Annotated in this window: 24 protein-coding genes and 1 pseudogene; 22 read left to right on the top strand and 3 right to left on the bottom strand. The window is 40.8% G+C overall.

Going from position 1 to position 24,049, the window contains the following annotated elements; all coding sequences use genetic code 11:
• The first annotated feature begins 78 nt into the window (after positions 1–78).
• Positions 79–1,362 (top strand): cation:proton antiporter, encoded by a 1,284-nt coding sequence (locus tag CWB80_RS03260; RefSeq protein ID WP_054552023.1) that lies wholly within the window; start codon positions 79–81, stop codon positions 1,360–1,362.
• 27 nt (positions 1,363–1,389) lie between these two features.
• Here CWB80_RS03260 and CWB80_RS03255 read toward each other — a convergent pair whose 3' ends face one another.
• A complete protein-coding gene (locus CWB80_RS03255; protein ID WP_138600758.1) occupies positions 1,390–2,355 on the bottom strand; it encodes a sensor domain-containing diguanylate cyclase in 966 nt (321 codons plus the stop codon).
• A gap of 90 nt (positions 2,356–2,445) precedes the next feature.
• Positions 2,446–2,679 carry a hypothetical protein gene (locus CWB80_RS03250; RefSeq protein ID WP_054552021.1) on the bottom strand — a complete coding sequence of 78 codons (234 nt, stop codon included), beginning with the start codon at positions 2,677–2,679 and terminating at the stop codon, positions 2,446–2,448.
• A 344-nt stretch (positions 2,680–3,023) separates the two neighbouring features.
• Here CWB80_RS03250 and hisG point away from each other — a divergent pair, with 344 nt between their 5' ends.
• From hisG to CWB80_RS03185, 13 genes are all read left to right on the top strand, one after another.
• On the top strand, positions 3,024–3,923 hold the full coding sequence (hisG, locus tag CWB80_RS03245) for an ATP phosphoribosyltransferase (protein ID WP_138600756.1): 900 nt from the start codon (positions 3,024–3,026) through the stop codon (positions 3,921–3,923).
• Between the two features lie 6 nt (positions 3,924–3,929).
• Entirely contained in the window at positions 3,930–5,231 is a 1,302-nt protein-coding gene (gene hisD / locus CWB80_RS03240) for a histidinol dehydrogenase (protein WP_138600754.1), read from the top strand.
• Entirely contained in the window at positions 5,221–6,318 is a 1,098-nt protein-coding gene (gene hisC / locus CWB80_RS03235; protein ID WP_502704997.1) for a histidinol-phosphate transaminase, read from the top strand. The genes hisD and hisC overlap by 11 nt, the downstream gene beginning before the upstream one ends.
• A complete protein-coding gene (hisB, locus tag CWB80_RS03230) occupies positions 6,315–7,376 on the top strand; it encodes a bifunctional histidinol-phosphatase/imidazoleglycerol-phosphate dehydratase HisB (protein WP_138600750.1) in 1,062 nt (353 codons plus the stop codon). The genes hisC and hisB overlap by 4 nt, the downstream gene beginning before the upstream one ends.
• Positions 7,373–7,963, top strand: a complete 591-nt coding sequence (gene hisH / locus CWB80_RS03225; RefSeq protein ID WP_138600748.1) for an imidazole glycerol phosphate synthase subunit HisH — start codon at positions 7,373–7,375, stop codon at positions 7,961–7,963. The genes hisB and hisH overlap by 4 nt, the downstream gene beginning before the upstream one ends.
• Before the next feature lie 27 nt (positions 7,964–7,990).
• On the top strand, positions 7,991–8,725 hold the full coding sequence (locus CWB80_RS03220; RefSeq protein WP_138600746.1) for a 1-(5-phosphoribosyl)-5-[(5-phosphoribosylamino)methylideneamino] imidazole-4-carboxamide isomerase: 735 nt from the start codon (positions 7,991–7,993) through the stop codon (positions 8,723–8,725).
• A complete protein-coding gene (gene hisF, locus CWB80_RS03215) occupies positions 8,707–9,486 on the top strand; it encodes an imidazole glycerol phosphate synthase subunit HisF (RefSeq protein WP_054563887.1) in 780 nt (259 codons plus the stop codon). Before CWB80_RS03220 ends, hisF begins: the two co-directional genes overlap by 19 nt.
• A complete protein-coding gene (gene hisIE / locus CWB80_RS03210; protein ID WP_138600744.1) occupies positions 9,477–10,091 on the top strand; it encodes a bifunctional phosphoribosyl-AMP cyclohydrolase/phosphoribosyl-ATP diphosphatase HisIE in 615 nt (204 codons plus the stop codon). The genes hisF and hisIE overlap by 10 nt, the downstream gene beginning before the upstream one ends.
• Positions 10,092–10,401: 310 nt before the next feature.
• Positions 10,402–10,989 (top strand): hypothetical protein, encoded by a 588-nt coding sequence (locus CWB80_RS03205; protein ID WP_138600742.1) that lies wholly within the window; start codon positions 10,402–10,404, stop codon positions 10,987–10,989.
• 280 nt (positions 10,990–11,269) lie between these two features.
• Positions 11,270–12,007, top strand: coding sequence for a DUF4097 family beta strand repeat-containing protein (locus tag CWB80_RS03200; protein WP_138600740.1), 738 nt, complete (start codon positions 11,270–11,272; stop codon positions 12,005–12,007).
• 151 nt (positions 12,008–12,158) lie between these two features.
• Entirely contained in the window at positions 12,159–12,671 is a 513-nt protein-coding gene (locus CWB80_RS03195) for a hypothetical protein (protein ID WP_054552010.1), read from the top strand.
• Between the two features lie 36 nt (positions 12,672–12,707).
• On the top strand, positions 12,708–12,893 hold the full coding sequence (locus CWB80_RS03190) for a DUF1289 domain-containing protein (RefSeq protein WP_138600737.1): 186 nt from the start codon (positions 12,708–12,710) through the stop codon (positions 12,891–12,893).
• A 64-nt stretch (positions 12,894–12,957) separates the two neighbouring features.
• Entirely contained in the window at positions 12,958–13,752 is a 795-nt protein-coding gene (locus tag CWB80_RS03185) for a glycosyltransferase family 25 protein (protein ID WP_138600735.1), read from the top strand.
• 20 nt (positions 13,753–13,772) lie between these two features.
• Here CWB80_RS03185 and CWB80_RS03180 read toward each other — a convergent pair whose 3' ends face one another.
• A complete protein-coding gene (locus CWB80_RS03180; RefSeq protein ID WP_138600733.1) occupies positions 13,773–15,554 on the bottom strand; it encodes a M61 family metallopeptidase in 1,782 nt (593 codons plus the stop codon).
• Positions 15,555–15,755: 201 nt separating this feature from the next.
• Between CWB80_RS03180 and CWB80_RS03175 the strand changes: the two genes are divergently transcribed.
• The 8 genes and pseudogenes from CWB80_RS03175 to CWB80_RS03140 form a co-directional block, all read left to right on the top strand.
• Positions 15,756–17,291 (top strand): GGDEF domain-containing protein, encoded by a 1,536-nt coding sequence (locus CWB80_RS03175; protein WP_138600731.1) that lies wholly within the window; start codon positions 15,756–15,758, stop codon positions 17,289–17,291.
• Between the two features lie 71 nt (positions 17,292–17,362).
• Positions 17,363–18,706: a nucleotide 5'-monophosphate nucleosidase PpnN gene (gene ppnN, locus CWB80_RS03170; RefSeq protein ID WP_138600729.1), complete on the top strand. Its 1,344-nt coding sequence runs from the start codon at positions 17,363–17,365 to the stop codon at positions 18,704–18,706.
• Between the two features lie 11 nt (positions 18,707–18,717).
• Entirely contained in the window at positions 18,718–19,491 is a 774-nt protein-coding gene (gene xni, locus CWB80_RS03165; protein WP_138600727.1) for a flap endonuclease Xni, read from the top strand.
• 71 nt (positions 19,492–19,562) lie between these two features.
• Positions 19,563–19,946 (top strand): DUF3192 domain-containing protein, encoded by a 384-nt coding sequence (locus CWB80_RS03160; protein ID WP_054552003.1) that lies wholly within the window; start codon positions 19,563–19,565, stop codon positions 19,944–19,946.
• 6 nt (positions 19,947–19,952) lie between these two features.
• On the top strand, positions 19,953–21,650 hold the full coding sequence (locus CWB80_RS03155) for a hypothetical protein (protein WP_138600725.1): 1,698 nt from the start codon (positions 19,953–19,955) through the stop codon (positions 21,648–21,650).
• Between the two features lie 215 nt (positions 21,651–21,865).
• The gene (locus tag CWB80_RS03150; protein WP_138600722.1) at positions 21,866–22,873 is read left to right on the top strand and encodes an isocitrate dehydrogenase; all 1,008 of its coding nucleotides are present in this window, start codon (positions 21,866–21,868) and stop codon (positions 22,871–22,873) included.
• A gap of 242 nt (positions 22,874–23,115) precedes the next feature.
• A pseudogene (locus tag CWB80_RS03145) lies at positions 23,116–23,419 on the top strand (transposase); the annotation flags it as partial.
• A gap of 217 nt (positions 23,420–23,636) precedes the next feature.
• The coding region (locus CWB80_RS03140) for a Mobile element protein (RefSeq protein ID WP_138686272.1) at positions 23,637–24,049 on the top strand (413 nt) is incomplete at its 3' end.

The following is a 24,049-nucleotide window of genomic DNA, read 5'->3' as shown; positions in this document are numbered from 1 at the left end:
TATTTTAGAGGCGTACTATATGCGGCCAGAAAGTGACTGCTTTCTGCGTCTTGTTATAAAAATATTTAAGGTCAAACAATGAATGCTTGGTACCTCATTTGTTTTCTTTCAGCATTAGCTATTTTTATTGCTTTTGCTAACCAATTCATCCTCAAAATGCAAACTACAATTGCTATAACAACAGGTTCTGTTGTTATTTCTCTACTTCTTATACTTGCCGTTAAAATGCTTGGTGATACCACCGCCCTCGAAATGACTCAAGTTGTCTCCAGTATCAACTTTAATCAGTTGCTATTAAAAGGGATGCTCGGCTTTTTGCTGTTCGCGGGTGCGCTAGAAATCAACTTAGCAGCCCTGCGAAAGCAACGGTGGGAAATTACCGCATTAGTGTTATTTTCAACCATAACCTCAACGGTCATTGTTGGTTACTTGAGCTATTATTTGTTTGCTTTTGTTGGCTGGCCAGTACCGTTTATTTACTGTTTATTGTTTGGTGCTTTGATCAGCCCAACCGACCCGATTGCAGTGTTAGCCATTATTAAACAAATGCGAGCCCCAGAAGGTATTTCTGTGCAAGTTGAAGGTGAGTCTTTGTTTAATGATGGTATTGGTTTAGTGATTTTCACAACGATATTTTCAGTGGCCTTTTATGGCACCGAAGCTACCTTTACTGACGTTGCAGAATTGTTTTTAGTTGATGCAATTGGCGGTATCGTGTTTGGTCTGGTGATTGCGTTAGTCGGGCATTTTTTAATTATTAATAGCCGCGATGTGAACATTCGTTTGCTACTAACCCTGACCATTCCAACAGCCGGCTTTGCAGCAGCAAATATTTGGGAAATCTCAGGTGCCCTTGCTATGGTCACCAGTGGTATCTTACTTGGCAATATTACTCGTTCAAAAGCAACAGAGCGTACCGGGCCTGAAGATACTCGCTACGTGAAAGACTTTTGGCATGCCACAGATAGCTTTTTAAATGCCTTGCTGTTTTTGATCATCGGAATGCTAATTGTCACTATGCCCATTACTCTTGAAGAAATTGGCTTAGGTTTACTCATGGTGCCTGTGGTGTTGCTGGCTCGTTTTTTAAGTGTAGGCACGCCATTTGTATTCTTTAAAAAGTACCGCCAGTACGATAAGCACTCAGTGAAAATACTCACTTGGGGTGGCTTACGGGGTGGTTTAGCGCTGGCAATGGCAGCTGCCATCCCACGCGATCAAGTAATGATCGCAGGCTCTGATTTACATGACTTGATTGTTATTGTCACTTATGTGGTGGTGATCTTTTCGATTATCGTACAAGGTTTGACAATATCGCCGTTGATCCAAAGCAGTATTCAATCAGCAGAAGCGAAAAATTAAGCACTGATTTTTACTTTAAAGGCTCGATTATCGAGCCTTTTTTTGTGCTTTATCGGAATACATTCGTGCGTCTGCAACAGCAAGTAATTTAGTCAGCGAGCAAGGCTGCTGATCTGAAAAATCGGCAATGCCATAGGAAAAGCTAAGTTCAGCCTGGTTATTAAAACTATTAGGTAAGTGACTGAATGACAAAAATAAACGCTGCATAATAGCCTCGCAATCACTGGTATTTAAATCTGTAAACAAAATTACAAACTCATCACCGCTCAACCGCGCATATAAATCCGCTTTGCGACAGCAGCTTTCCAGCAACCTTGCAAAATCTTTTAGCAACCGGTCGCCTGCAGCATGACCGAACTGGTCGTTAATTGCTTTTAAGTTATCTAAATCTATAAATACCAATTTTGCTTTTAAATGCTGGCGAATGCATAAATCAAGGTAATGTTCAGCTGTGCTAATAAAACCCCGACGATTGGGTAATAAGGTAAGCTCATCTGTGGTTGCTAATTGCATAACCGCAAACTCACGCTCGACAATTGCTGCAAAGTCTTTTAAAACTTTAGTATCTTTATTGTTAAAACTGCGAGGTTGGTGATCAATAAGGCACAAAGTGCCAATTCTATTTCCTGATTTAAGTGTGATTGGGCAACCTGCATAAAAACGAATATTTGGGTCACCCATTACCAGCGGGTTATCTGCAAAACGTTTATCGTTTAAGGCATTTTCAACCACTAGGGGGTCTTTATATAAAATTGCATGGGCGCAAAAAGAAATGTCTCTTGCAGTCTCTGTCACATCTAACCCCACACATGACTTAAACCACTGTCTATGCTCGTCAATTAAGCTAATGACACAAATTGGCACAGAGAAAAACTGTTGGGCAAGGCGAGTGATTCGGTCAAAGGCGGGGTCGCTCTGAGAGTCTAATACATCCAAAGAGCGAAGCTCTTCAAGCCTTGCTTGCTCATTTAACGGCACTGCTGGTCGTTCCATTAGATTGCCTTTTGATCAAAATCACATGTATTTCTTAACCCTAGCAGAAAAAAATGGTCTATTGCATACAAACAATTTCTTAAATTTCTGCTATGCCCATGTATCTAGGTGTTTATTACCCTCTTCATCTTCTTCTATGGCATTTTTACCGCTTTTATCATCTTTTTTAGCAGCTTTTTTTCGTCGCTCTATTTCTCGTTTTTGGCGTTTTTCAAGTTCAATTCGCTGCACGTTCGCATCTTTTACGCCCGCAATGTGAAATGCGCCTTTACTTTCTAACTGTAGCCGTGTAATTCGACCTAAAAAGGGGATCATGATATCCATTTGTACCTCCTATCTATCCATTTATTATCGGCAGTTATAGCATATACTTTAATTTCGCAAAAAAATGCTTGCCAAAGATTAGCAAAGCATGTTTATCTATATACGTGACTTATTTAAACAGATTAACGCACTGGTTTACATAAACGAGTGCAATACAGGAAAAATTATGCGCTTCAATCTGACAACTATCCATCATCACCATCATTCACCGGAATAGCCTGTCAGGTTTTTCGCTGAGAGGTTATTCCTAAAAGGAACCTCTGGCGAGCAATCAACCAAATTATTTATTTTCGCCCTGAGGTTCCCTCGGGGTTTTTAGTTTTTGAATTAAAGGAAAATGAATAATGAGCAATACCAACCGTTTACGAATCGCCATCCAAAAAGGCGGCCGCTTATCAAAAGACTGCCAAGAGTTGCTAAAGCAACTTGGTGTGAAATTAAATCTTCGTGAACAACGTTTAATCGCACACTCCACCAATATGCCAATTGATGTACTGCGTGTACGCGATGACGATATTCCGGGCCTAGTAATGGACGGTGTGTGTGATCTGGGTATCGTTGGTGAAAACGTACTTGTTGAAGTACAAGCCGAACGCAAACGTCAAGGTGTGGAATTCGAAGTAAACAAACTTTCTAAGCTTGATTTTGGTTACTGTCGCCTTGCACTTGCATGGCCGCAAGAACTTGGTCCACAAGATAAAAGCTGGTTCGAAGGTAAACGCATTGCCACTACCTACCCAGAAATCTTAAGCCAATACCTAAAACGCGAAGGTATTAACGCAAGCACAGTTATGTTAACGGGCTCTGTTGAAGTTGCGCCGCGTGCTGGTTTAGCTGATGCAATTTGTGACTTAGTATCTACAGGTGCAACGTTAGAAGCAAACGGCTTAATGCAAGGCGATACCATCTTAGAATCAAACGCATGTTTAATTCAAAACAAGAATCTAACTGATCAAAGCAAACTTGATTTAATCAATACGCTAATGCCGCGTTTACGTGGTGTACGCCAAGCAAAAGAAAGTAAATACATCATGCTACACGCACCAAAAGCAAAGCTTGATGAAGTATGCGACTTACTACCTGGCACAGGTCAACCAACTTTACTATCGCTTGCTGGTAGCGACGATTATGTTGCGCTACATATGGTTAGCAGCGAAACCCTTTTCTGGGAAACAATGGAACAGTTAAAAGCACTAGGTGCTAACTCAATTCTTGTTATGCCAATTGAAAAAATGATGGAGTAATTATCCATGTTTCGCTGGAATGAGGAAAATCAACAAGCACAGCAGGCGGTACTTACCCGCCCTGCTGTTACTGCAAGTAAAGAGGTTGAAGCAATTTGTATCGACATCTTAAATGCAGTTAAAGCACAAGGTGACGCAGCGTTATTAAAGATGGCAAAAGAGTTTGATAAGCGCGAAACACCTCGCTTATTAGTGCCAGTTGAAGAAATAAACCAAGCTGAGCAGTTATTATCAAACGAGTTAAAAGCTGCCATCGAAACGGCCTATGCCAATGTAAAACGCTTTCACCAAGCACAATTACCTAAAGATATTAAGTTAACAACGCAACCTGGCGTATTGTGTGAACTTAAATATCAAGCCATTGAAGCGGTAGGTATTTACGTGCCAGGTGGCAGTGCGCCACTGCCATCGTCAGTAATTATGCAAGGGGTGCTTGCACAGTTGAGTGGTGCACAAACCGTTGTGCTTACTACACCTGTGAAAGCCGATGAAACTATCAACCCTGCCATTTTATATGCGGCAAAACTATGTGGTATTAAAACCATTGTAGAAAGTGGCGGCGCCGGAGCGATTGCAGCGATGGCTTACGGTACAGAATCAGTGCCTAAAGTGAACAAGATTTTTGGCCCGGGAAATAGCTTTGTCACCATGGCAAAACAACTTGTTGCGCAAACTATTCCAGGTATGGCGATTGATATGCCAGCGGGCCCTTCTGAAGTGCTAGTGATTGCTGATGAGCGTGCAAACCCAGAGTTTATTGCGGCAGATTTATTATCGCAAGCGGAGCACGGTGCTGATTCACAGGTTATTTTACTGTGTAACAGCGAGCGTATTATTGAAAAAACACAGCAAGCATTAACAGAGCAGCTAGCAAAATTAAGTCGTAAAGACACTGCCGAGCAAGCCCTAGCAAACTCAAGCTTGATATTAGTCGACTCGGTTGAGCAAGCCTTTGCAGTGTCTGCGCAATATGGTCCTGAGCACCTTATTCTACAGCTTGCTGATGCGCAGCCTTATTTAAGCTTAGTGAAAAATGCCGGTTCAGTATTTGTGGGTGATTACACTCCGGAGTCTGCCGGAGACTATGCATCGGGTACGAACCACGTACTACCAACGTATGGTTACAGTGCGACCTATTCGAGCTTAAACTTACTGGACTTCTTTAGAACTTTCACAGTGCAAACCATAAGTAAAAATGGCTTACGTGAATTATCTAAAGCAATTTTACCTTTAGCTGCAGCAGAGGGGCTTGATGCTCACGCTAATGCTGTTTCAATTCGTCTTGAGGCTATGAATAATGAGCGATAATTCAAAAATAACAACGCTGTTGCCAGACAACATTGCAGCGCTTACAGCCTACAGTTCGGCGAAAAGTGAAAAGCTGACAGGCACAACCTGGTTAAACGCCAATGAAAGCCCTTATTCACGTACGCCAAATATCAATTTAGCTGATTTAAACCGCTACCCAGATCCGCAGCCTCAGCAAGTGATCACTCGTTACGCTTGCTATGCTAATTTAGAGCCAGAGCAAGTACTGATGACTCGCGGCGCTGACGAAGGTATTGAGCTATTAGTACGTACTTTTTGTAGCCCAGCTAAAGATAGCATCGCACTCTTTTTGCCAACTTACGGCATGTACAAAGTCACTGCTGATACCCACAACATTGCGATTAACGGTTTAACTCAAGAGCTGTTATTAAAAGGCACGGTTGATGAGATTGTAACTGCTGTTGCTGATTCAAAGCTGGTGTTTATTTGTAATCCAAATAACCCTACCGGCAGCATGACAAGCTTAGACAAAATCAGAAAAGTCACTCAACAACTTGCGGGTAAAGCGATTGTCGTGGTGGATGAAGCTTATATAGAATTTTGCCCAGAACAAACAGCGGCAAGCCTGATCAACGAGTTTAGTAACCTTGTGGTACTAAGGACTTTATCAAAAGCATTTGCACTAGCGGGTTTAAGAACAGGCTTCACATTAGCCAACAGCGAGCTACTTGCGCCTATTCGTAAAGTGATTGCGCCTTACCCTGTATCAACGGTGGTTGCGAGCATTGCCGCAGATGCATTAAGTAGTGACAACATCGCTTCAATGCGCCGTCAGGTAACGATTTTAAATAGCTTAAAAGCCAAACTGAAAAGCTGGCTTGAGCAATCACCTGCTGTTATCAAAGTACTGAGCGGTGAAGGTAACTTCGTCACTTTAAAATTAAAAGACAAGCAATCATTTAATATCGCACTTGAGCAAGGACTCGTAATGCGTGCCTTCACCTTATATGGCGAAGATGATTGGTTACGAATTTCTATCGGTAACGAGCAAGAACTAGAACAAGTAAAACTTTGGTTAGATGGCTTATCACTGACCAGTAAAACAGTAGAACAGGAATTATCATGAGCAACCCGTATTTATTTATTGACCGCGATGGCACGATTATCGAAGAGCCTATCACCGACAAACAGGTTGATAGCCTCGAAAAATTAGTGTTTTTGCCGAATGTGATCCCTGCTCTATTACAACTTCAAGCGGCAGGTTACCGCCTTGTTATGGTTTCAAACCAAGATGGTTTAGGCACTGATAGCTTCCCGACGGCTGATTTTGATATTGCTCAAGACAAGATGATGGATATCTTAAATAGCCAAGGGATTAAATTTGATGAAGTTCTGATCTGCCCTCACTTTGATGAGCAAAATTGTGACTGCCGTAAACCAAAAACGGGTTTACTTACTGAGCTGATGCGCTCAGGTAAAGTCGATTTATCACGCACATTTGTGATTGGCGACCGCCAAACTGACATCGGGCTTGCCAATAACTTATGCTGCGAAGGCATTTTGTATGACGGCAGCTGGGATGCCATTGTCACTAAGCTGACAACAGCAAACCGTGAAGGTCGTGTTACTCGCAACACCAAAGAAACGCAAATCGATGTGCAAGTTAATTTAGACCAAACAAAAAATGGCGAAATTAGCACTGGCCTTGGCTTTTTCGATCACATGCTTGACCAAATTCGTACACACGCCAATATCGGACTTAATATTCAAGCCACTGGCGACTTACACATTGATGAGCACCACCTAGTTGAAGATATCGGCATTGCACTTGGCCTTGCCCTTAAACAAGCGCTAGGAACAAAAACGCAAATTGGTCGCTATGGTTTTGCACTCCCTATGGATGAATGTAAAGCAGAAGCGCAAATTGATTTATCGGGCCGCGCCTCGTTTGTATTAAATGCCGATTTTAGCCGTGAAAAAGTCGGCGACTTAGACGTGCAAATGGTTGAACACTTCTTTAAAAGCTTAAGTGATAATGCCGCCATGAGCCTTATTTTGTCGGTTAGCGATGGTAACTGTCATCACCAAGTTGAAGGCCTTTTTAAAGCGTTTGCAAGAGCACTTCGCGCTGCGATTGCAAAAGATGCCTCGCAACAAACTGCCAGCTCTAAGGGGTGTTTATGATTGCCATAATTAATACCGGTTGTGCCAACATTAACTCAGTTCGTTTTGCCTTTGAGCGCTTAGGGAAAACGCCTGAGGTGATCACCTCACCTGAGCAACTAAAAGACTTTGAACGTGCGATTTTACCCGGCGTAGGTCATGCTTCTGTTGCCATGAAACGCTTAAAAGACGGTGGTTGGCAGCAAGCCATTGATGAATATCAGCGCCCGCTAATGGGCATTTGTTTAGGCATGCAATTGCTTTGCGACAGCACAGAAGAAGGCAATGTTGATTGCCTTGGCAAAATTCCGGGTGTTGTTAAGCACTTAGATGTGGGCACATTAACCTCACCACACATGGGGTGGAATGACCTAAGCGTGTTAAAAGAGCATGCCCTTACCAAAGGGTTATCGGCGCAAGATCAAGTGTACTTTGTGCATAGCTTTGCTCACACAGTGAACGATGCCACCCTAGTTAGCGGTGAATACGGGCAAGCTTTTTCAGCAATTGTTGCTAAAGATAACTACGCAGGCATGCAGTTCCACCCAGAGCGAAGCGCCAAAGTAGGCACGCGACTTTTACAAAACTTTTTAGATTGGCAGCTGTAAGCGCAGCAAAAAATAAGAGAAATAAACGTGATTATTCCAGCACTCGATGTATTACAAAACCAAATTGTGCGCTTATACCAAGGTAAGTATGATACAGCACAATTTTACCCTTACGAACTTAGCGCTCGCCTACAAGAGTATGCAAACAGCGGCGCAGGCAAACTGCACTTAGTTGATTTAGAAGGCGCGCGCGATCCAAATAAAAAACAGTGGCAGCATATTCAAGCTGCAACCAAAGCGCTTAATGTGCCTTATCAAGTGGGCGGTGGTATTCGCTCAGAGCAAGATGTTGCTGACTGGCTTGAAGCCGGTGCTAATCAAGTCGTGATCGGCTCAATGGCCGTTGAAAAGCGCGAACAAGTAAAGGCGTGGATTGAAAAATTTGGCAGCTCTCACTTTGTTATCGCACTAGATGTAAATAAAACTGACAACGGCTGGGCACCCGCAACACATGGTTGGTTAAGTGAATCTGAGTTTGGTTTGTTCGAACTTGTTGATTTTTACGTGGCACTGGGTGTAGTTGATTTTCTGTGTACTGACATCAGTAAAGACGGCACCATGACCGGTCCTTCGTTTGCACTTTATGAAGATTTAACCAACCACAACAGCGAGATTAAAGTTCAAGCTTCAGGTGGTGTAAGCTCACTGGATGATATTGCAAAGCTGAAAAAACTGGGCGTTGGCGGTGTTATCTTAGGTAAATCATTGCTCGATGGTGCCTTTCATGTTGAGGAGGCGTTAGCATGTTATCAAAACGCATAATCCCTTGTTTAGATGTAAAAGACGGCCAAGTCGTTAAAGGTGTTAAATTTAAAGGCCATGAAGTGGTTGGTGATATTTTAACGCTTGCTAAAGCTTACAGCGATGCCGGTGCGGATGAACTGGTGTTTTATGAAATCAGTGCCAGCGTCGAAAAACGCCTACTTGATGTCAATTGGGTTGAGAATATTGCACGCCACATTGATATTCCATTTTGTGTGGCAGGCGGCATTAAATCTGTTGCTGATGCAGCACGTGTTTTAGAACGTGGTGCAGATAAAATCAGTATTAATAGCCCTGCAATTGCTCGCCCAGAGCTTATCAAAGAATTACACGATGAGTTTGGTAAACAATGCGTAGTTGTGGGTATTGATAGTTTTTATGATGAAACCACTGGCGAGTATTTAGTCTACCAGCTGACTGGCGACCCAAATGCATCAAGCCGTACTCGCTACAAAACCGAAGAATGGGTTAAGCGCGTGCAAGACCTAGGTGCTGGTGAAATCGTGCTCAATTGTATGAACCAAGACGGCGTGCGTAAAGGCTACGACAATGTTCAGCTATCAAAAATGCGTGCACTGTGCGATATTCCTCTGATTGCATCGGGCGGCGCAGGTACGATGCAAGACTTTGTTGATGTGTTTCAACAAAGTCAAGTTGATGGCGCACTCGCTGCCAGCGTATTTCACAAGAACGTCATTGATATTGGCGAACTAAAACAATTTTTAACTGATAATAATGTAGCGGCAAGACTATGCAATTAACCAAAGACACTCTTTCTCAAGTCGATTTTGCCAAAAGCGAATTGATCCCAGCTATTGTGCAAGACGCACGCACTGGGGTGATTTTAATGCAAGGCTTTATGAATCAAGATGCATTAGCTGCCACTTTCGACAAACAAAAAGTAACCTTTTACTCGCGTTCTAAAGAGCGTTTATGGACCAAAGGCGAAACATCAGAAAACTACCTTGAAGTCGTCTCTGTACACACCGACTGCGATTACGACTCACTATTAGTACTGGCAAACCCACTTGGGCCAACATGCCACCTTGGTACACAAAGCTGCTTCGGCGATGATGCTAAACCTAGCTTATCGTTTTTAGCTGAGCTTGAACAAGTGATTGTCTCACGTAAAGACGATGATCCAAGTAAAAGCTACACAGCGTCTTTGTTTGCAAAAGACTTAAGCCGTAGTTGCCAAAAAGTGGGTGAGGAAGGCGTTGAAGTTGCCCTTGCAGCCATGAAACATGATAACGATGAATTAACCAATGAATCGGCAGACTTACTGTATCATTTAACTGTGTTATTGCAGCGCCAAGGCCTATCGCTGGCTGATGTGGTGAGCTGTTTACAAGGTCGCCATAAGTAAATTAAGTTCAGTTAGATGCACCTTTTTAGGTGCATCTTTTTTAGTGTTTCTTAAATCCACTCTTATCTACCCTGTGCTTTAAAACATCACGGGTAAAGTCATGTTCACTAAAGCCTTTAAGTCCTGCAAGGTCACCTCCTCACATATAGTGTGATTTTAGAATCCATTGCAACAACAGTAAAAACGTGAATTGATGTCAACTTAAAATAAATGCAATAAATTCAACAATATATATAATTTCATTATTTGATTAGTAAGTCTAATTATGGTCTAATTCAATTGAAAAGGACAAAGAAGAAGGATTCTTATCATGAATAAAATTTCATTATCAATTGCTACCCTTTTAGCGATTGCATCAACATCAGCATTTTCACAAACAATTACTTTTACTGGCTCTGCGCATTGTAGTGAAGATACTGTGAAAAAATCTTCAGCTTTAAACGAGCTAATTGCTACAAATGGCGATTTATCAGCACTAAAAGAAGTCTCTTTAGAAAATGTTGGCGCAACCGCTAACGGATACTTTATTTTCAACCCAACATTTTCAAGAACTTCACGTTACTTCAATTGTGCAATTCCATTGAACGATAACATTGGTCAATACCAACTAACAGTTCACGGTACTACTCAAGGTTTAAATAACTCTTTTGGTGGTTGCTCAATTTCACAGATTAAAAAAGTAAATGATGGCAACAGTGAAGTATGGCTTAAATATGGGACTGGACAGGGTTTTGATTGGATTAGCATATCTGATCTAAATAACTCATCTAAACAAAGTGTTAATTTCACAACAAGTTTAGATAATAATTATCAAGACAATTCTATTCTTTCATTGACATGTAGAACAACTTGGCAGCAAGGAACTGTTTCAGTTGGTCAAATAGAAATAAATTATTAAACTAAAAAATTTGTCCTTTTTAGTAGGGCTTGATGATTCAAGCTCTACTTAATCGTGTATATCAGAATGTTAGTCTTATTAAATGTTCTATTTCGTACATAGAAAATACAGGTGCATTTATTAATCCCACTTATCGCATTACTTTGTAATTATTAGCCTTAACCTTAGAATTCATAAGTTCAGCCTATTATTTTTATAAAAAATTTTTAAACCCTTTAAACCTTTTTTATCAGCACCTGCGACTAAGCTAATAACACCACAGATATGAAAGGGAAGAACCATGTTAAGTACAGTAAAAACACTCTCACTCATTGCCGCAGGCTTATTATCAGCACAAACATTTTCTTGGGGTGATATGTCACTACAAGACACGAAAAACCTAACGCTAGATGCAGCCTCATTAAGCGCTTTAAAAGTAGAAGCCGGCTCTGGTTTTTTACATATAACCGGTAGTGACAGTGATGAAGTAACCGTTAAAGCCGAGATTTATCAAGAAAAGCCTCATGATGAATACTGCTTAAACCTTGAAGCCAAAGGCAATAACGCAGCACTTAGTGCAGGCCAGTGCGATTACCACACCAATAAGCAAACCCGCATTGATTTAACTGTTGCGATCCCTCGTTCATTTAATGTTGATGTACACGATGGCTCTGGCGAAATTATTATTAGCAAAGTCGCTGATACTGTGATCAACGATGGTTCAGGTTCAATTACCGCAAATGACATTACAGGCACATTAGAAATCAATGATGGTTCGGGTAGCATAGAGGCACGTAATATCAGCCGTGATATTAAAATTCATGACGGCTCAGGTAATATTGATGTTGCCAACGCACAGGGCAATATTGAAATACACGATGGTTCTGGTGGCATCGACTTAAATGATATTTCTGGTGATGTTGTCGTTTCAGATGGCTCAGGCAGCATTCGCGTTGATACTGCAGCAAACTTTGAGTTACTAAGTGATGGTTCTGGCTCAGTAAAAGTGACCAACATTGCTGGTAAAACTAAAATGTAAGCCTGCGCTTTTACCATATACGCAACTAAAATGCCCTCCTTTACGAGGGCATTTTGCTTTGTAATCACCAATCTTTATTAGCATTTTTACAAGGGCTTAGGTATCCTTTAGGAAACGTTTAAGGAACTGCTATTTAAAAGGATAGCCTGATATGAAAAAGCCACTCGCCGCCTTACTAACTGGCCTTGTTTTAACAGGTTGTACAGGACTAACAACTGAACAACAAACAGCCATTGATAACTTAACCCCTTGCGAGAAAATTAACGCCCTATTAGGTGCTTACGATAACCGCTTTGAAGGCTTAAAACGTAGCCGTGTAAATACAAAATACATGGAAACATGGACAGCAAAATACAACCTTATTGCCGATAACTGTCAAATCACGGCGCTTGATAAAGACAATGTTACCTACCGCTGTGTAGGCAACTACGAGCAACAGCAACAAGCTGTTGCCGATCACACCCGTGCGGTTAATTTTACCCAAGCTTGTTTAGCAAGTAATAACTGGCATCAAACACAAAAAGAGTCAGCTGAATCGTTACGCACCACGTTTGTGCTTGACGAAAACAACCCTGTTATCTCAATTCATTCGGGTAAAACCCTATCACGCAAACAGCCTTGGTCTACCACTCTTGAAATTGGTAAGCCAATTGAAGGCAAGTAATACACTCATGAAGGCTATATTAGCCTTCACATCACTATGACAAAATCAAAAAAACCAACCAGCCAATTTAAAACAGATTGCATCGGTCAATGTCATCGCCTAAATGGCTATTGCACTGGCTGTGGTCGCAGTAATGATGAAATTTTTGATTGGATCATTTTATCCGAGCAAGAAAAGCAAGCGATTTTAAATACTCCTCGCCCTGACATAAAAGCGAAATAGTTCTGACACCCAAGCGTCATTAAAGCTTGTTAGCCTGACTCAAACTGACCATCAGGTAACGATAATGACCGCTATTTTTGTAATTAACTTAGCAAGCTCTACTGAACGATTAAACGGTGTTAGCCATGAGCTAAATGTACAAAATTTGGCATTTGAACGCCTTGATGCAATTGATGGTAGAGAGCTGTATGATACAGAGATAGCCAAGCACTATAGTGCTGATTTAAACCTAAAAAAATACCACAAGCCATTGAGTAAAGGTGAAATTGGCTGTTACCTGAGTCACAGAAAAGCATGGCAAACCATTGTCGATAGGCAATTAGATTACGCCATTATTTTAGAAGATGACTTTGTTCTCGACCGCTCTATTCACAGTGCAATTGAAAACATTAGTACATTAAAGCAGCCTTGGCAGCTAATAAAATTGGCCGCTTATAAAGACCGAAGTCGGGAAATTGCCTTTACTAAACCCCTTGCCGATGAGCAACATTTAGTTATTCATAAAAAGCTTATGTCTGGCTGCTGTGCAACTGCTGTTAGTTTTGAAGGTGCAAAAGCGTTGTTAAAAGCCACAGCCACATTTGGCCGCCCCGTTGACTGCGATTTACAGCATGTGTGGGAAACCGGTGTTTATGGATACTCTTTGCTGCCCTACCCGGTATCACAACCCGATAATTCACAAAGCGATATTCGTGATAGATCAAGCAAAGTTAAAAAGTCGTTTTGGCGACGTAAAAAGCAGCAACTTCGCAGTGCACTATTAAACGCACAATACACTAAGCAATTTGTAAAAGCGCAGCAAGTACCAAGCAAAAAGAAAGGAGCCGCAGCTCCTCTCTTACCAATCAAAAATCATTAACGATTTATTTAGCTTGGCTGTTATTTAGCTTGATTTGGGTGGTCAACACCCATCCATGCTTTAAACAATGCCATTTGCGCTGGTGTTGCATCTTTTAATGCTTTGACCTTTTTCTCTTTATCAAAATCTTCGCTAAGTGTTAGCGTTGTGCTTTGCAGTGCATCGCGTCGAATGAAATCAACAGTCACTGTGTCGCCTGCTTTGAACGTTTCGAGGCTGGCTGTTAAATCTTTACCCACATGCTTTTTGTTAAACGCGACGATTTTATCATCCGTTGTTAAGCCCGCTTGCCATGCAGCGCCACCACGGCGAACATGAGTTAGGGTGAGTAACTCACCGCTGTTTTTAGCAAACGAATCAATACTCGGTACTGATTTTGCGCCTTCTGGGCGAATTAAACCTAAGCCTACTTTTGCAAGTAGCTCATCAAAGTCGATAGCAGCTGGCTCGTCCACATTCGATTGCCACCAAGCACTGTAATCACGACCAGTTAGCTCTTTTAAAATCGCTTTAACATCATCTGGCGTAAAACCATCTGGTAAACGGTGCTTGTTATAAAGCGCACGGTGTACATCGCGGTAACTAATTTTGCCATCGCTTTTTTCTAGCAAATCAATATCGAGTGCCATTGAAATCAACGCACCTTCTAAATAGATATTAGTGCTATAGTTGCGAGCGTGGTCGCCGCCTTGGTTAATCCACTTATCAAAGCTTGTTTCAGTTGCACTTTGTACTTCGCGACCCGGTGTTTGTAAGTGACGATTAATGGTTTTCGTTAACGTACCGAAGAACTCATCAGTTGTTTCAATGCCAGCACGCACCATTAAGTGATCTTCAAAGTAGCTTGTTGAGCCCTCTGCAATCCATAATGTTTTCGCGTAGTTAATATTGGTGTAGTCATACGGCGCGATACCTTTAGGGCGGTATGCTTTTACGTTCCAAGTATGAATGAATTCGTGAGCTGCGGTGCTGATAAACGCAAGGTAATCTTTACGAGAACCAAAACGGTCACGTGGGCGCTGGATAATGGTTGAGTTTAAATGCTCTGTTGCACCGCCTGCACCTGACGTAGCATGTACCATAAATACATAACGCTCATACGGGTAGTTATCCCAAATTACGTTGCCCGTTGTCACTAGCTTTTTAAGGTCAGTTAGCATTTGATCTACATCGTAGTTGCCTTCACCCCAAATAACGAGCTCATATTCACGACCATCAACAGTGAACTTGTGTAGTTCATTGATACCCGTTTCGATTGGTGAATCAACTAAAATATCGTAATCAGCGGCCTTAAAGCTGTGTTTAGAGCCCGCATTTTCCATACCCGATACTGAGCGCCATGCTTTTGGTACATTTAGCTCAACTTTAACTGGGTCTTGGCGGAATGATTCGCTGAACATGAAAAAGCCAGAAGCATCAATGAAGGCATGGCTATCATCAATATGACGAGCACGTTTACCTAGCTCGTTAGCGTAAACTTGGTAATCTACATTGACTTGAGTAGGTTCGTTTAGGTGAACACGCCAAGTGCTGTGGTCAATTTTTTCCCACTCTAACGCCTTACCATCATCATCTTTTGCTTCGAAAAAGCGCACGCCATTGGCAAGATTTAAAATTTCGTAGCGACCAGTACGCCAAGCAGGAAGTTTAATATCTAAATGTGCTTGTGCTGTTTGCGGAAACTCAACACTTACATTACCTAGGTGGTGTTCAGGCTGAGTAATAGACAGTGAGTAGTTTACATCTGCAAACGCACTGCTAGAACAGGCCGCCAAAATAGACATGGCCAAAAACTTTTTCATAACAACTCTTTTTATTACTATCAAAATTACGAAATAGACTAACAATTGCGATAAAAAATGTGAATTAAAAACCGATAAACAGCCATTGCAACAAGTTTGATAGACAAAATGGCTAAGTTTTTGACTTGGAACCTACATTTCGTACTATTTTGTTGTAAACTTAGCTTATAGACAGTTGATTAATAACGGCGGTATTACTCGGTGCAGCAACAGCATGATCTTCTTAATAAAAAGTTAAAACAAGCAATCGATGCCCGGACGGTTGTTGAGGATGCACGCAAACACCAAGTTGAGGTTCTTTCTCAGTTTGCTGCAAAGTTATCTCTAAGTTGTAAGGGCTTAGATATTGAGTTAGATAATCGCCTCGCTAAGTTTAGAAGTGCTCTGAAAAAAGGGGTTGATTTTAACCTTCTTTCACCTTTTATTGATGATGTTCTAGGGCTATTAAAACACCAAGAAGCAAAGCAAATTGCTTTACAACGCGAGCTTAACAACAGTGTCACTGATGCAGGAAAGCAGCTACAAAAAGTAAAAGGTTTACCGGATGATGCCCGTCGTTCTTTACGCCATTTGCTTGATCATGAGTTAAATAACATCCAATCTAACCATGACTTTATCCCTTTATTATCTAAACTGGTAATAATTTATCATCAAGCTTTACAGGCAAAGCTTTCGACAAAAAGTGAAACTGAATCACAAATTAAACCCGAGCTTGCAGCCGAACTACTTAACCTAGCAAATGATCTCGTTTTAGAGGATGAAAGCGCAGAACAAATCAAAGCAGTAAAGAATAACATTACACATAACGACTGTATTGATGATTTACTTGATTCTGCTCTAAAAATTATCACGATTATTACTCGTAATATGAGTAAAGAGCGTCAATCAGCACAGAGTTTTTTGATCTCTTTAAATCAAACAATTGAAGATTTACATCACTCAATTGTTTCAACCAGTAAACATTCTGAGTCACTTAGCGCTGAGTACGAGTCACTAAATAAGCAAATAGAAGCAAAAATTAAAAACCTTAATACTCAGACTCAACAAGCAACGTCAATATCGTCCCTCAAAGAGCTAGTCGAAGAAGAGTTAAAATCATTAAGTGATGATTTAATTGCAAAAGAAAAATTAGAACAGAGTGAAAGAGAGCATTTATTAAATAGCTTTAACGACATTAATAAAAGAATAAGTCATTTAGAAAGCAAACTCTCAACTTACAAAAAACGGTTAAATGAACAACGCTATAAAAGCTTACTTGATGGTTTAACAAAGCTACCAAACAGAGCCGCTTTCGATGAACGTTTTAATCATGAATTTCATTTATTTAACATCCAAGAGTCTGATGTGACATTTGTGGTGCTTGATGTCGATCACTTTAAATCTATTAATGATAGGTATGGCCACAGTGCTGGCGATAAAACATTGCAAGTTATTGCTAAAGCACTACAAAAATCAATTCGTAAATCAGACTTTATTGCCCGTTACGGTGGTGAGGAATTTGTGTTATTAATGACAGGCATGTCTATTGAAAATGCAGTTAGCTCTCTTGAAAAACTGCGCAAAAATATTCAGGCAATACCGTTTAAATTTAAAGATAAGCAAGTAGAAATCACTATTTCTCTTGGTGCTACCCAACTTAAAAAAGGTGATACCCCGCTGATTGCTTTTGATCGTGCCGACGATGCTCTGTACAAAGCAAAAAATGAAGGACGAAATAAAGTTTGCATTAGCAAATAAAGCCCTTATCTCAATGGTGAGGTCTTTGACACACAATGATAAAGGCTCATAGATGAGCCAGGAGAGTGCTTATGTTAAAACAACTGAATCCTACAGGTGTACTGGATTTACTATCGCAACTAGAAGTTGATCTACTCGAACAGTCATCCACCAGCGAGCGCTATAAATTATTTAGGAACTGTGTGCTCGCGGTTCTCAATGTGGGCAGCCACACCGATTCAAGCTCTGAAATTTACAATAAATACGAAGACTTTGATATTCGCTTATTAAGTCGCGAGCGTGGTATTAAAATTGAACTTGAAAACCCACCCGAATCCGCTTTTGTTGATGGCGAAATTATCACTGGTATACATGAACATATCTTCTCGGTTATTCGCGATATTCTGTTTATTTGTCAAAAATACGAAAAAGACTTAACAGAGCAAAAAACCATTACTCATATGGTCTTCGACATGCTGCGAAATGCAGGCGCACTGAGAGTGAATAGTGATCCGAGCATGATAGTTTGCTGGGGCGGCCACTCAATTAACGAAGTTGAATACAAATATACTAAACAGGTTGGCTACGAACTCGGCCTTCGTGGCTTAAACATTTGTACTGGTTGTGGCCCAGGTGCAATGAAAGGCCCAATGAAAGGTGCCACCATCGGCCATGCTAAACAGCGTATTACAGATAATCGTTACTTAGGTTTAACCGAGCCAAGTATTATTGCCGCTGAGCCACCTAACCCGATTGTAAATGAATTGGTGATTTTACCCGATATCGAAAAGCGCTTAGAGGCATTTATTCGTACCGCACATGGCATTATCATTTTCCCAGGTGGTGCAGGCACTGCAGAAGAGTTGTTATACCTTTTAGGTATTTTGTTGCATCCTGATAACGAAAAACAATGTTTACCAGTGATCTTAACTGGACCTAAAGAAAGTGAAAACTACTTTATTGAGCTGTGTAAATTCGTTGAGAAAACACTCGGTAAAGCGGCGCTTGAGAAATTTGAAGTAATTATTGATGACCCTGAACGTGTGGGTAAAACACTCAAAGCGAAAATGGCTGATGTGCGTGAATACAGAAAGAGTCAAGGTGACGCTTACTACTTTAACTGGACGCTAAAAATCGACCATGATTTCCAACAGCCGTTTGCACCAACTCATGCTAATATGTCGGGCTTAGATTTACATTTAGATCAACCAACTCAGCAACTCGCAGCTAACTTACGCCGAGCATTCTCAGGCATTGTTGCAGGTAATGTTAAAGACGAAGGCCTACAAGCCATCAAACAACATGGCCGCTTTGTACTCAGTGGTGAGCCTTCGTTAATGGCTGATATGGATAAGCTGCTGGCAGCATTTGTAGATCAAGGTCGTATGAAGTTGCCTGGCAGTAAGTATATCCCTTGCTATGAGATCAAAGCTTAACAGGAGACTATGTGACAACCCAATTACTTTTAATAGATGCGCTAAATCTTATTAGGCGCATCTATGCTGTTGATAGTAATCAGAGTCATCACAGTGAAGAGCATATGATAAAAGCAAGCTGTGCCCGAGTGGCACATGCTTGCAAAAAGTTACGCCAGCAATGTAATGCAACTCACGCGATTGCCGTGTTTGATGGTGAAAGAAGCTGGCGTTATCACTACTTTGAGGCCTACAAAAGCACTCGTTCACCAATGCCTGACACCCTCAAGCAAAACTTATCACGCTTTAAACAAGCAATTGAAGACACTGGCATTGTGGTGTTTTCACCTGATAATGACGAAGCCGACGATATCATTGCCACCCTTGCTCACAAAGCAGCTACAAATAATGTAGCTTCGACTATCGTGTCTACTGATAAAGGCTTTTTACCGTTTTTATCTGAACAAATAGCTATCTATGACTACTTTAAAAAGCAATACATTGAAGTTGAAGATATTAAACAGCGCTTTAATGTACCCAGGCATCGACTTGCTGATTTTTGGGCTTTGGCAGGCGATAAAACCAATGATATTCCTGGTGTTAAAGGGATCGGTAATAAGTCGGCACAGCAATTAATTAATGATTATGAGTCGATAGAAGCGGCCATAAACGACGATGAGCTAAACCCTACTCTTAAACGCAAGCTAAGCTCAGAAATGGAGATGTTTGTGATATCAAAAAACCTCGTCATGCTGCGTACTGATATTAACTTAGGCTTTAGTTTAAAGCAGTTAAGGCTCAATTAGTCGCAATCTCGTAGCACAGTTGGCCAACTGAGCGTATACTGAAAATTCGCGTTAATTTTATAGAGTTACACATGTTTAAAAAGGTTTTCCAATATCTGGTACTTGGGTTAGGTGTTTATGCACTGATAGCAACCCTCGTGATCACTTTTTATAAAGATGATCCGCAAGCCATGATCTGGCAAGACCGTGAAGCCTTCAATAAGCGATATATTGCAAAGCTGTCTGTTGATAAACCTGAAAATCTAAATGCGGTGCTTGATTATTTAGGCAGCCCCGATCTAACCTATGCAAAACGCACCGAAGACAATGTTTGGCAAATAATTTTTTACCGCACTCAGCACGTTAAATCCGATGGAATAACGACAATAGACGAGTGCACGGGCCTACTTTTTAAGAATGGTCAGTTGGTGTTATGGGGGCCAAGTGCCTATGAAAGCTATCAACAAGAAACCTAAACGCTTATGATGGAAAATGTAACCCCTCGGGAGCTAGCGCGCTTATTTGATAGTACGCACCAATTACTTAAACTTTACCATCAAAAGCAAAAATGGTCTCAAATCTTCCCTTTATTAAGTAACCTTGCTGAGCGGTACTACCTATTATACCAAGCCTACCCAAAAGGGATGCAAGCGCAATTAAGCTTGTATGTAGCGAACCACGGCTACACCACAAATTTAGTCGTAAACCAATGTGTTGTAGCCTGTATTTTATGCCGTAGTCTTAATTACAACCAAGCTATTAGTGAGCAAATTATTAGTTGCTGCTTAGCTAATTACCTGTGCGTGCAATCGCAAAGTAATAAATTAGCAGCAAGTAAAGCACTCACCCCGCAAGATAAAAAACTATGGCAATGCCGTCATCAATTAGCGGCAAAACTACTAAAAGAGTCAGGCTCGCATACGCTACCTATTCAGCACTTATTAGCGCGTTTAAATAAGTATAAACAAGCACTACTAAGTGCACCAAAAATTATGATTTACGATGGTGCAACAACCTTAGTTGCTTTGGCTAATATTATTGCGATGAATACGACTTATCGCGAGTCAGGTGGGCATATAAGCGTGTACAAAGCCTTAGCTGATATATATTTGCGTACACTGAACGAATTTGCACAAAATGCCATAAAAGCTCTGATTGCGCATATTGGCCCTTACATTCCGGCCAGTGAAGTAAAATATGCCGAACAAGTACTTATCTATTTAGCGACAGATGAACATGGTCGTCATATTTTAGTCGATGTGAGTCGTCCTGAAAAAATTCGTTGGCATCGCATCAAGGCAAGCTTAACGACTTGCGCTAAGCAAAGGCCTTGTAAAGATACTCGCTTGCTCTACACAGTATGGTTTAGTGAGAACATAAGTTTTGCTGAGCCACAATCAATAAATGAGCAACGTAGGCAACAATATTTAACGTTAATTAGTGCATTAAAAGTATCAAAAGAATATAGCTATCAAGGCTTAAATAAGCTTTTAAGCCCCTACCCTGAATTAATAACACAGCTCACTGTTGCCGCTAAACCCTATAATAAAGAGCAGCAAAGAGCTAAAGACTTGCGCCATTGTTTATCTATGGTCGGATACGATAACGCCCCTGCGATTATTCAAAAAGTATTGTTTCAACGCTTAGTCGCAACCACCTCTCACCCACTTTTTCAGCATATATCTAAGCGGCTTGAAAACATGGTACGTATTATCCAAGCGTTATTTAAACACACCGATTCAATTCAATTTGAGCAGGTTGCTTTGCCATTGTATGCCTATGTTCTTTATCTTTGTGAACATCAAGCAACCAGTATTTCCCGTAAAACGGTATTTGAGCAAGCTGAAAAACAAGTGATTAGCCCTCCTCTTGGCTGTTTGTTTGGGATTAGTCAGTTAAACCAAGAACCACTAACGGCCTATTTAAATCAACTGATTGGCGATAACAGTTGGACACAACATTTACTTGGTAGTGAGCAACATGATAAACAAACACTTGATATCAATGAAAAGCATTGGGTCGCGATTAAGCTATTTACTTATTATGTTTTTCAGCCAAAAGCACTTTTTAGTAGTTGGCAGGAACAAATTATTTTCGATAGTTTATCGGCCGCTGGATGGCAATCAAAAGCAGATTTTTATGCATATCTCAAAAGCTGTGAATTTGCAGACAATTTTTAGATTGTGTTGTTAAAAAGTGCGAAAACGTTAAATAAATATGAACTTTAGTCTATTTATAGTCAGTATTCACAGGATAAACTGGCAAAAAGCTGAATAAATTGCTATAAAAGCCGCTTAAATTTTCAAACACATCCACGTAAACCCTCTAACAAGTAAATCGCATGCTATTTCGCGATAAGTTTACGTGTTTATCTACTCATAAATAGGAAAAGTAAATGGCTAAACAAACCATCACAGTGATCAAAGGCGACGGCATTGGTCCTAGCATTATTGATTCAGCACTTGAGATCCTTAAAGCTGCAGGTTGCGATTTTGATTATGAATTCGTTGATGCTGGCCTTGCTGCCCTAGAAAAAACTGGTGAGTTACTTCCGCAAGAAACAATTGATACAATCGCGCGTAACAAGATCACTTTAAAAGGTCCATTAACAACACCAGTTGGTGAAGGTTTCACTTCGATCAACGTAACTTTACGTAAAAAGTTTGGCCTTTACGCTAACGTTCGTCCTGTTAAGTCATTTGCAGGTACAAAAGCTCGTTACGATGACATCGACATCATCACTATTCGTGAAAACACGCAAGGTATGTACTCAGGTCTTGGCCAAGTTGTTTCTGAAGATGGTAACGAAGCTGAAGCAATGTCAAAAATCACCCGTGAAGGTGCAGAAAAAATCGTTACTTTTGCATACGAGCTAGCGGTACGTGAAGGCCGTAAAAAAGTAACTGCTGTACACAAAGCGAATATCCTTAAATCTACATCTGGTTTATTCTTAAAAGTGGCACGTGAAGTAGCTGAGCGTTACCCACAAATCGAATCAACAGAAATGATTGTTGATGCAACTTGTATGAAACTAGTTATGACTCCTGATGAGTTTGATGTAATCGTTACTACAAACTTATTCGGTGACATCCTATCTGACCTATGTGCTGGTCTTGTTGGTGGTTTAGGTATGGCTCCTGGCGCAAACATCAGTGAAGATGCTGCTATCTTCGAAGCTGTACATGGTAGTGCACCAGACATTGCAGGCAAAAACCTTGCAAACCCAACTTCAGTGATCTTAGCATCTATCCAAATGCTGGAGCACTTAGGTATGAGCGACACTGCAGAGCGAATCCGTAGCGCAGTTGCTGATGTTATCAAATCAGGCGACCGTACAACTCGTGACCTAGGTGGCAGCCACGGTACTACAGACTTCACTCAAGCTGTAATTGAGCGTCTATAATAGAACACTTGTTTGGGGCTAATAAACTTAGCCCTTAACCACCTAGTAAAAGCCAGTCTACGACTGGCTTTTTTATTACCCCACTTAACCAGACACCCACTTTATCTAACAAGATTTAAAAACATAAAACTAGACACCCACATTTATTCTTTCAAAATACTAACCAGACATCCAATTTAATATTTCTCACTTCTCAAAATTATGACTAAACTTACATTGTTCAACTCATGGAGGAGAAGAGCATGGCAACCCCTCGTAGAAACTTAATTAGCGTTTCAAGCACACCTTACTATCACTGCATTTCACGCTGCGTTCGTCGCGCTTATTTATGCGGGCAAGACCCACTAACTGGTCGTTCATATGAACACAGACGCGATTGGGTTGAAAAGAAACTACTTCAACTTGGTCGTATATTTTGTATTGACGTTTGTGCTTACGCAGTTATGAGTAACCATACTCATCTAGTACTTCATATTGATATAGCAAAAGCAAAGCGTTTGAATAATAAAGCGATTCTGATTAGATGGCACAAGTTATTTAAAAGTACATTCCTTTGCCAACGATTCTTAGATGGTGACTTACTTACACAAGCAGAAGTCACTGCGGTTAATACCTGAGTAAATTTATATCGAGAGAGGCTCAGCATAAAACTAGACACCCATATTTATTCTTTCAAAATACTAACCAGACATCCAATTTAATATTTCTCACTTCTCAAAATTATGACTAAACTTACACTGTTCAACTCATGGAGGAGAAGAGCATGGCAACCCCTCGTAGAAACTTAATTAGCGTTTCAAACACGCCTTATTATCACTGCATTTCACGCTGCGTTCGTCGCGCTTTTTTGTGCGGGCAAGACCCACTAACTGGTCGCTCATTTGAACACAGACGCGATTGGGTTGAAAAGAAACTACTTCAACTTGGTCGTATATTTTGTATTGATGTTTGTGCTTACGCAGTTATGAGTAACCATACTCATCTAGTACTTCATATTGATATAGCAAAAGCAAAGCGTTTGAATAATAAAGCGATTCTGATTAGATGGCACAAGTTATTTAAAAGTACATTCCTTTGCCAACGATTCTTAAATGGCGAATTGCTAACAAAAGCAGAGCTCGCTGCGGTTAATGCCAGAGTAAATTTATATCGAGAACGGCTCAGCAGTATTAGTTG

It is taken from the genome of Pseudoalteromonas sp. S1650 (genome assembly GCF_005887195.1).
GTDB lineage: Bacteria > Pseudomonadota > Gammaproteobacteria > Enterobacterales > Alteromonadaceae > Pseudoalteromonas > Pseudoalteromonas simplex.
Note: the sequence above shows the minus strand (reverse complement) of the source record. Positions and strands in the feature narration are given on the sequence as shown.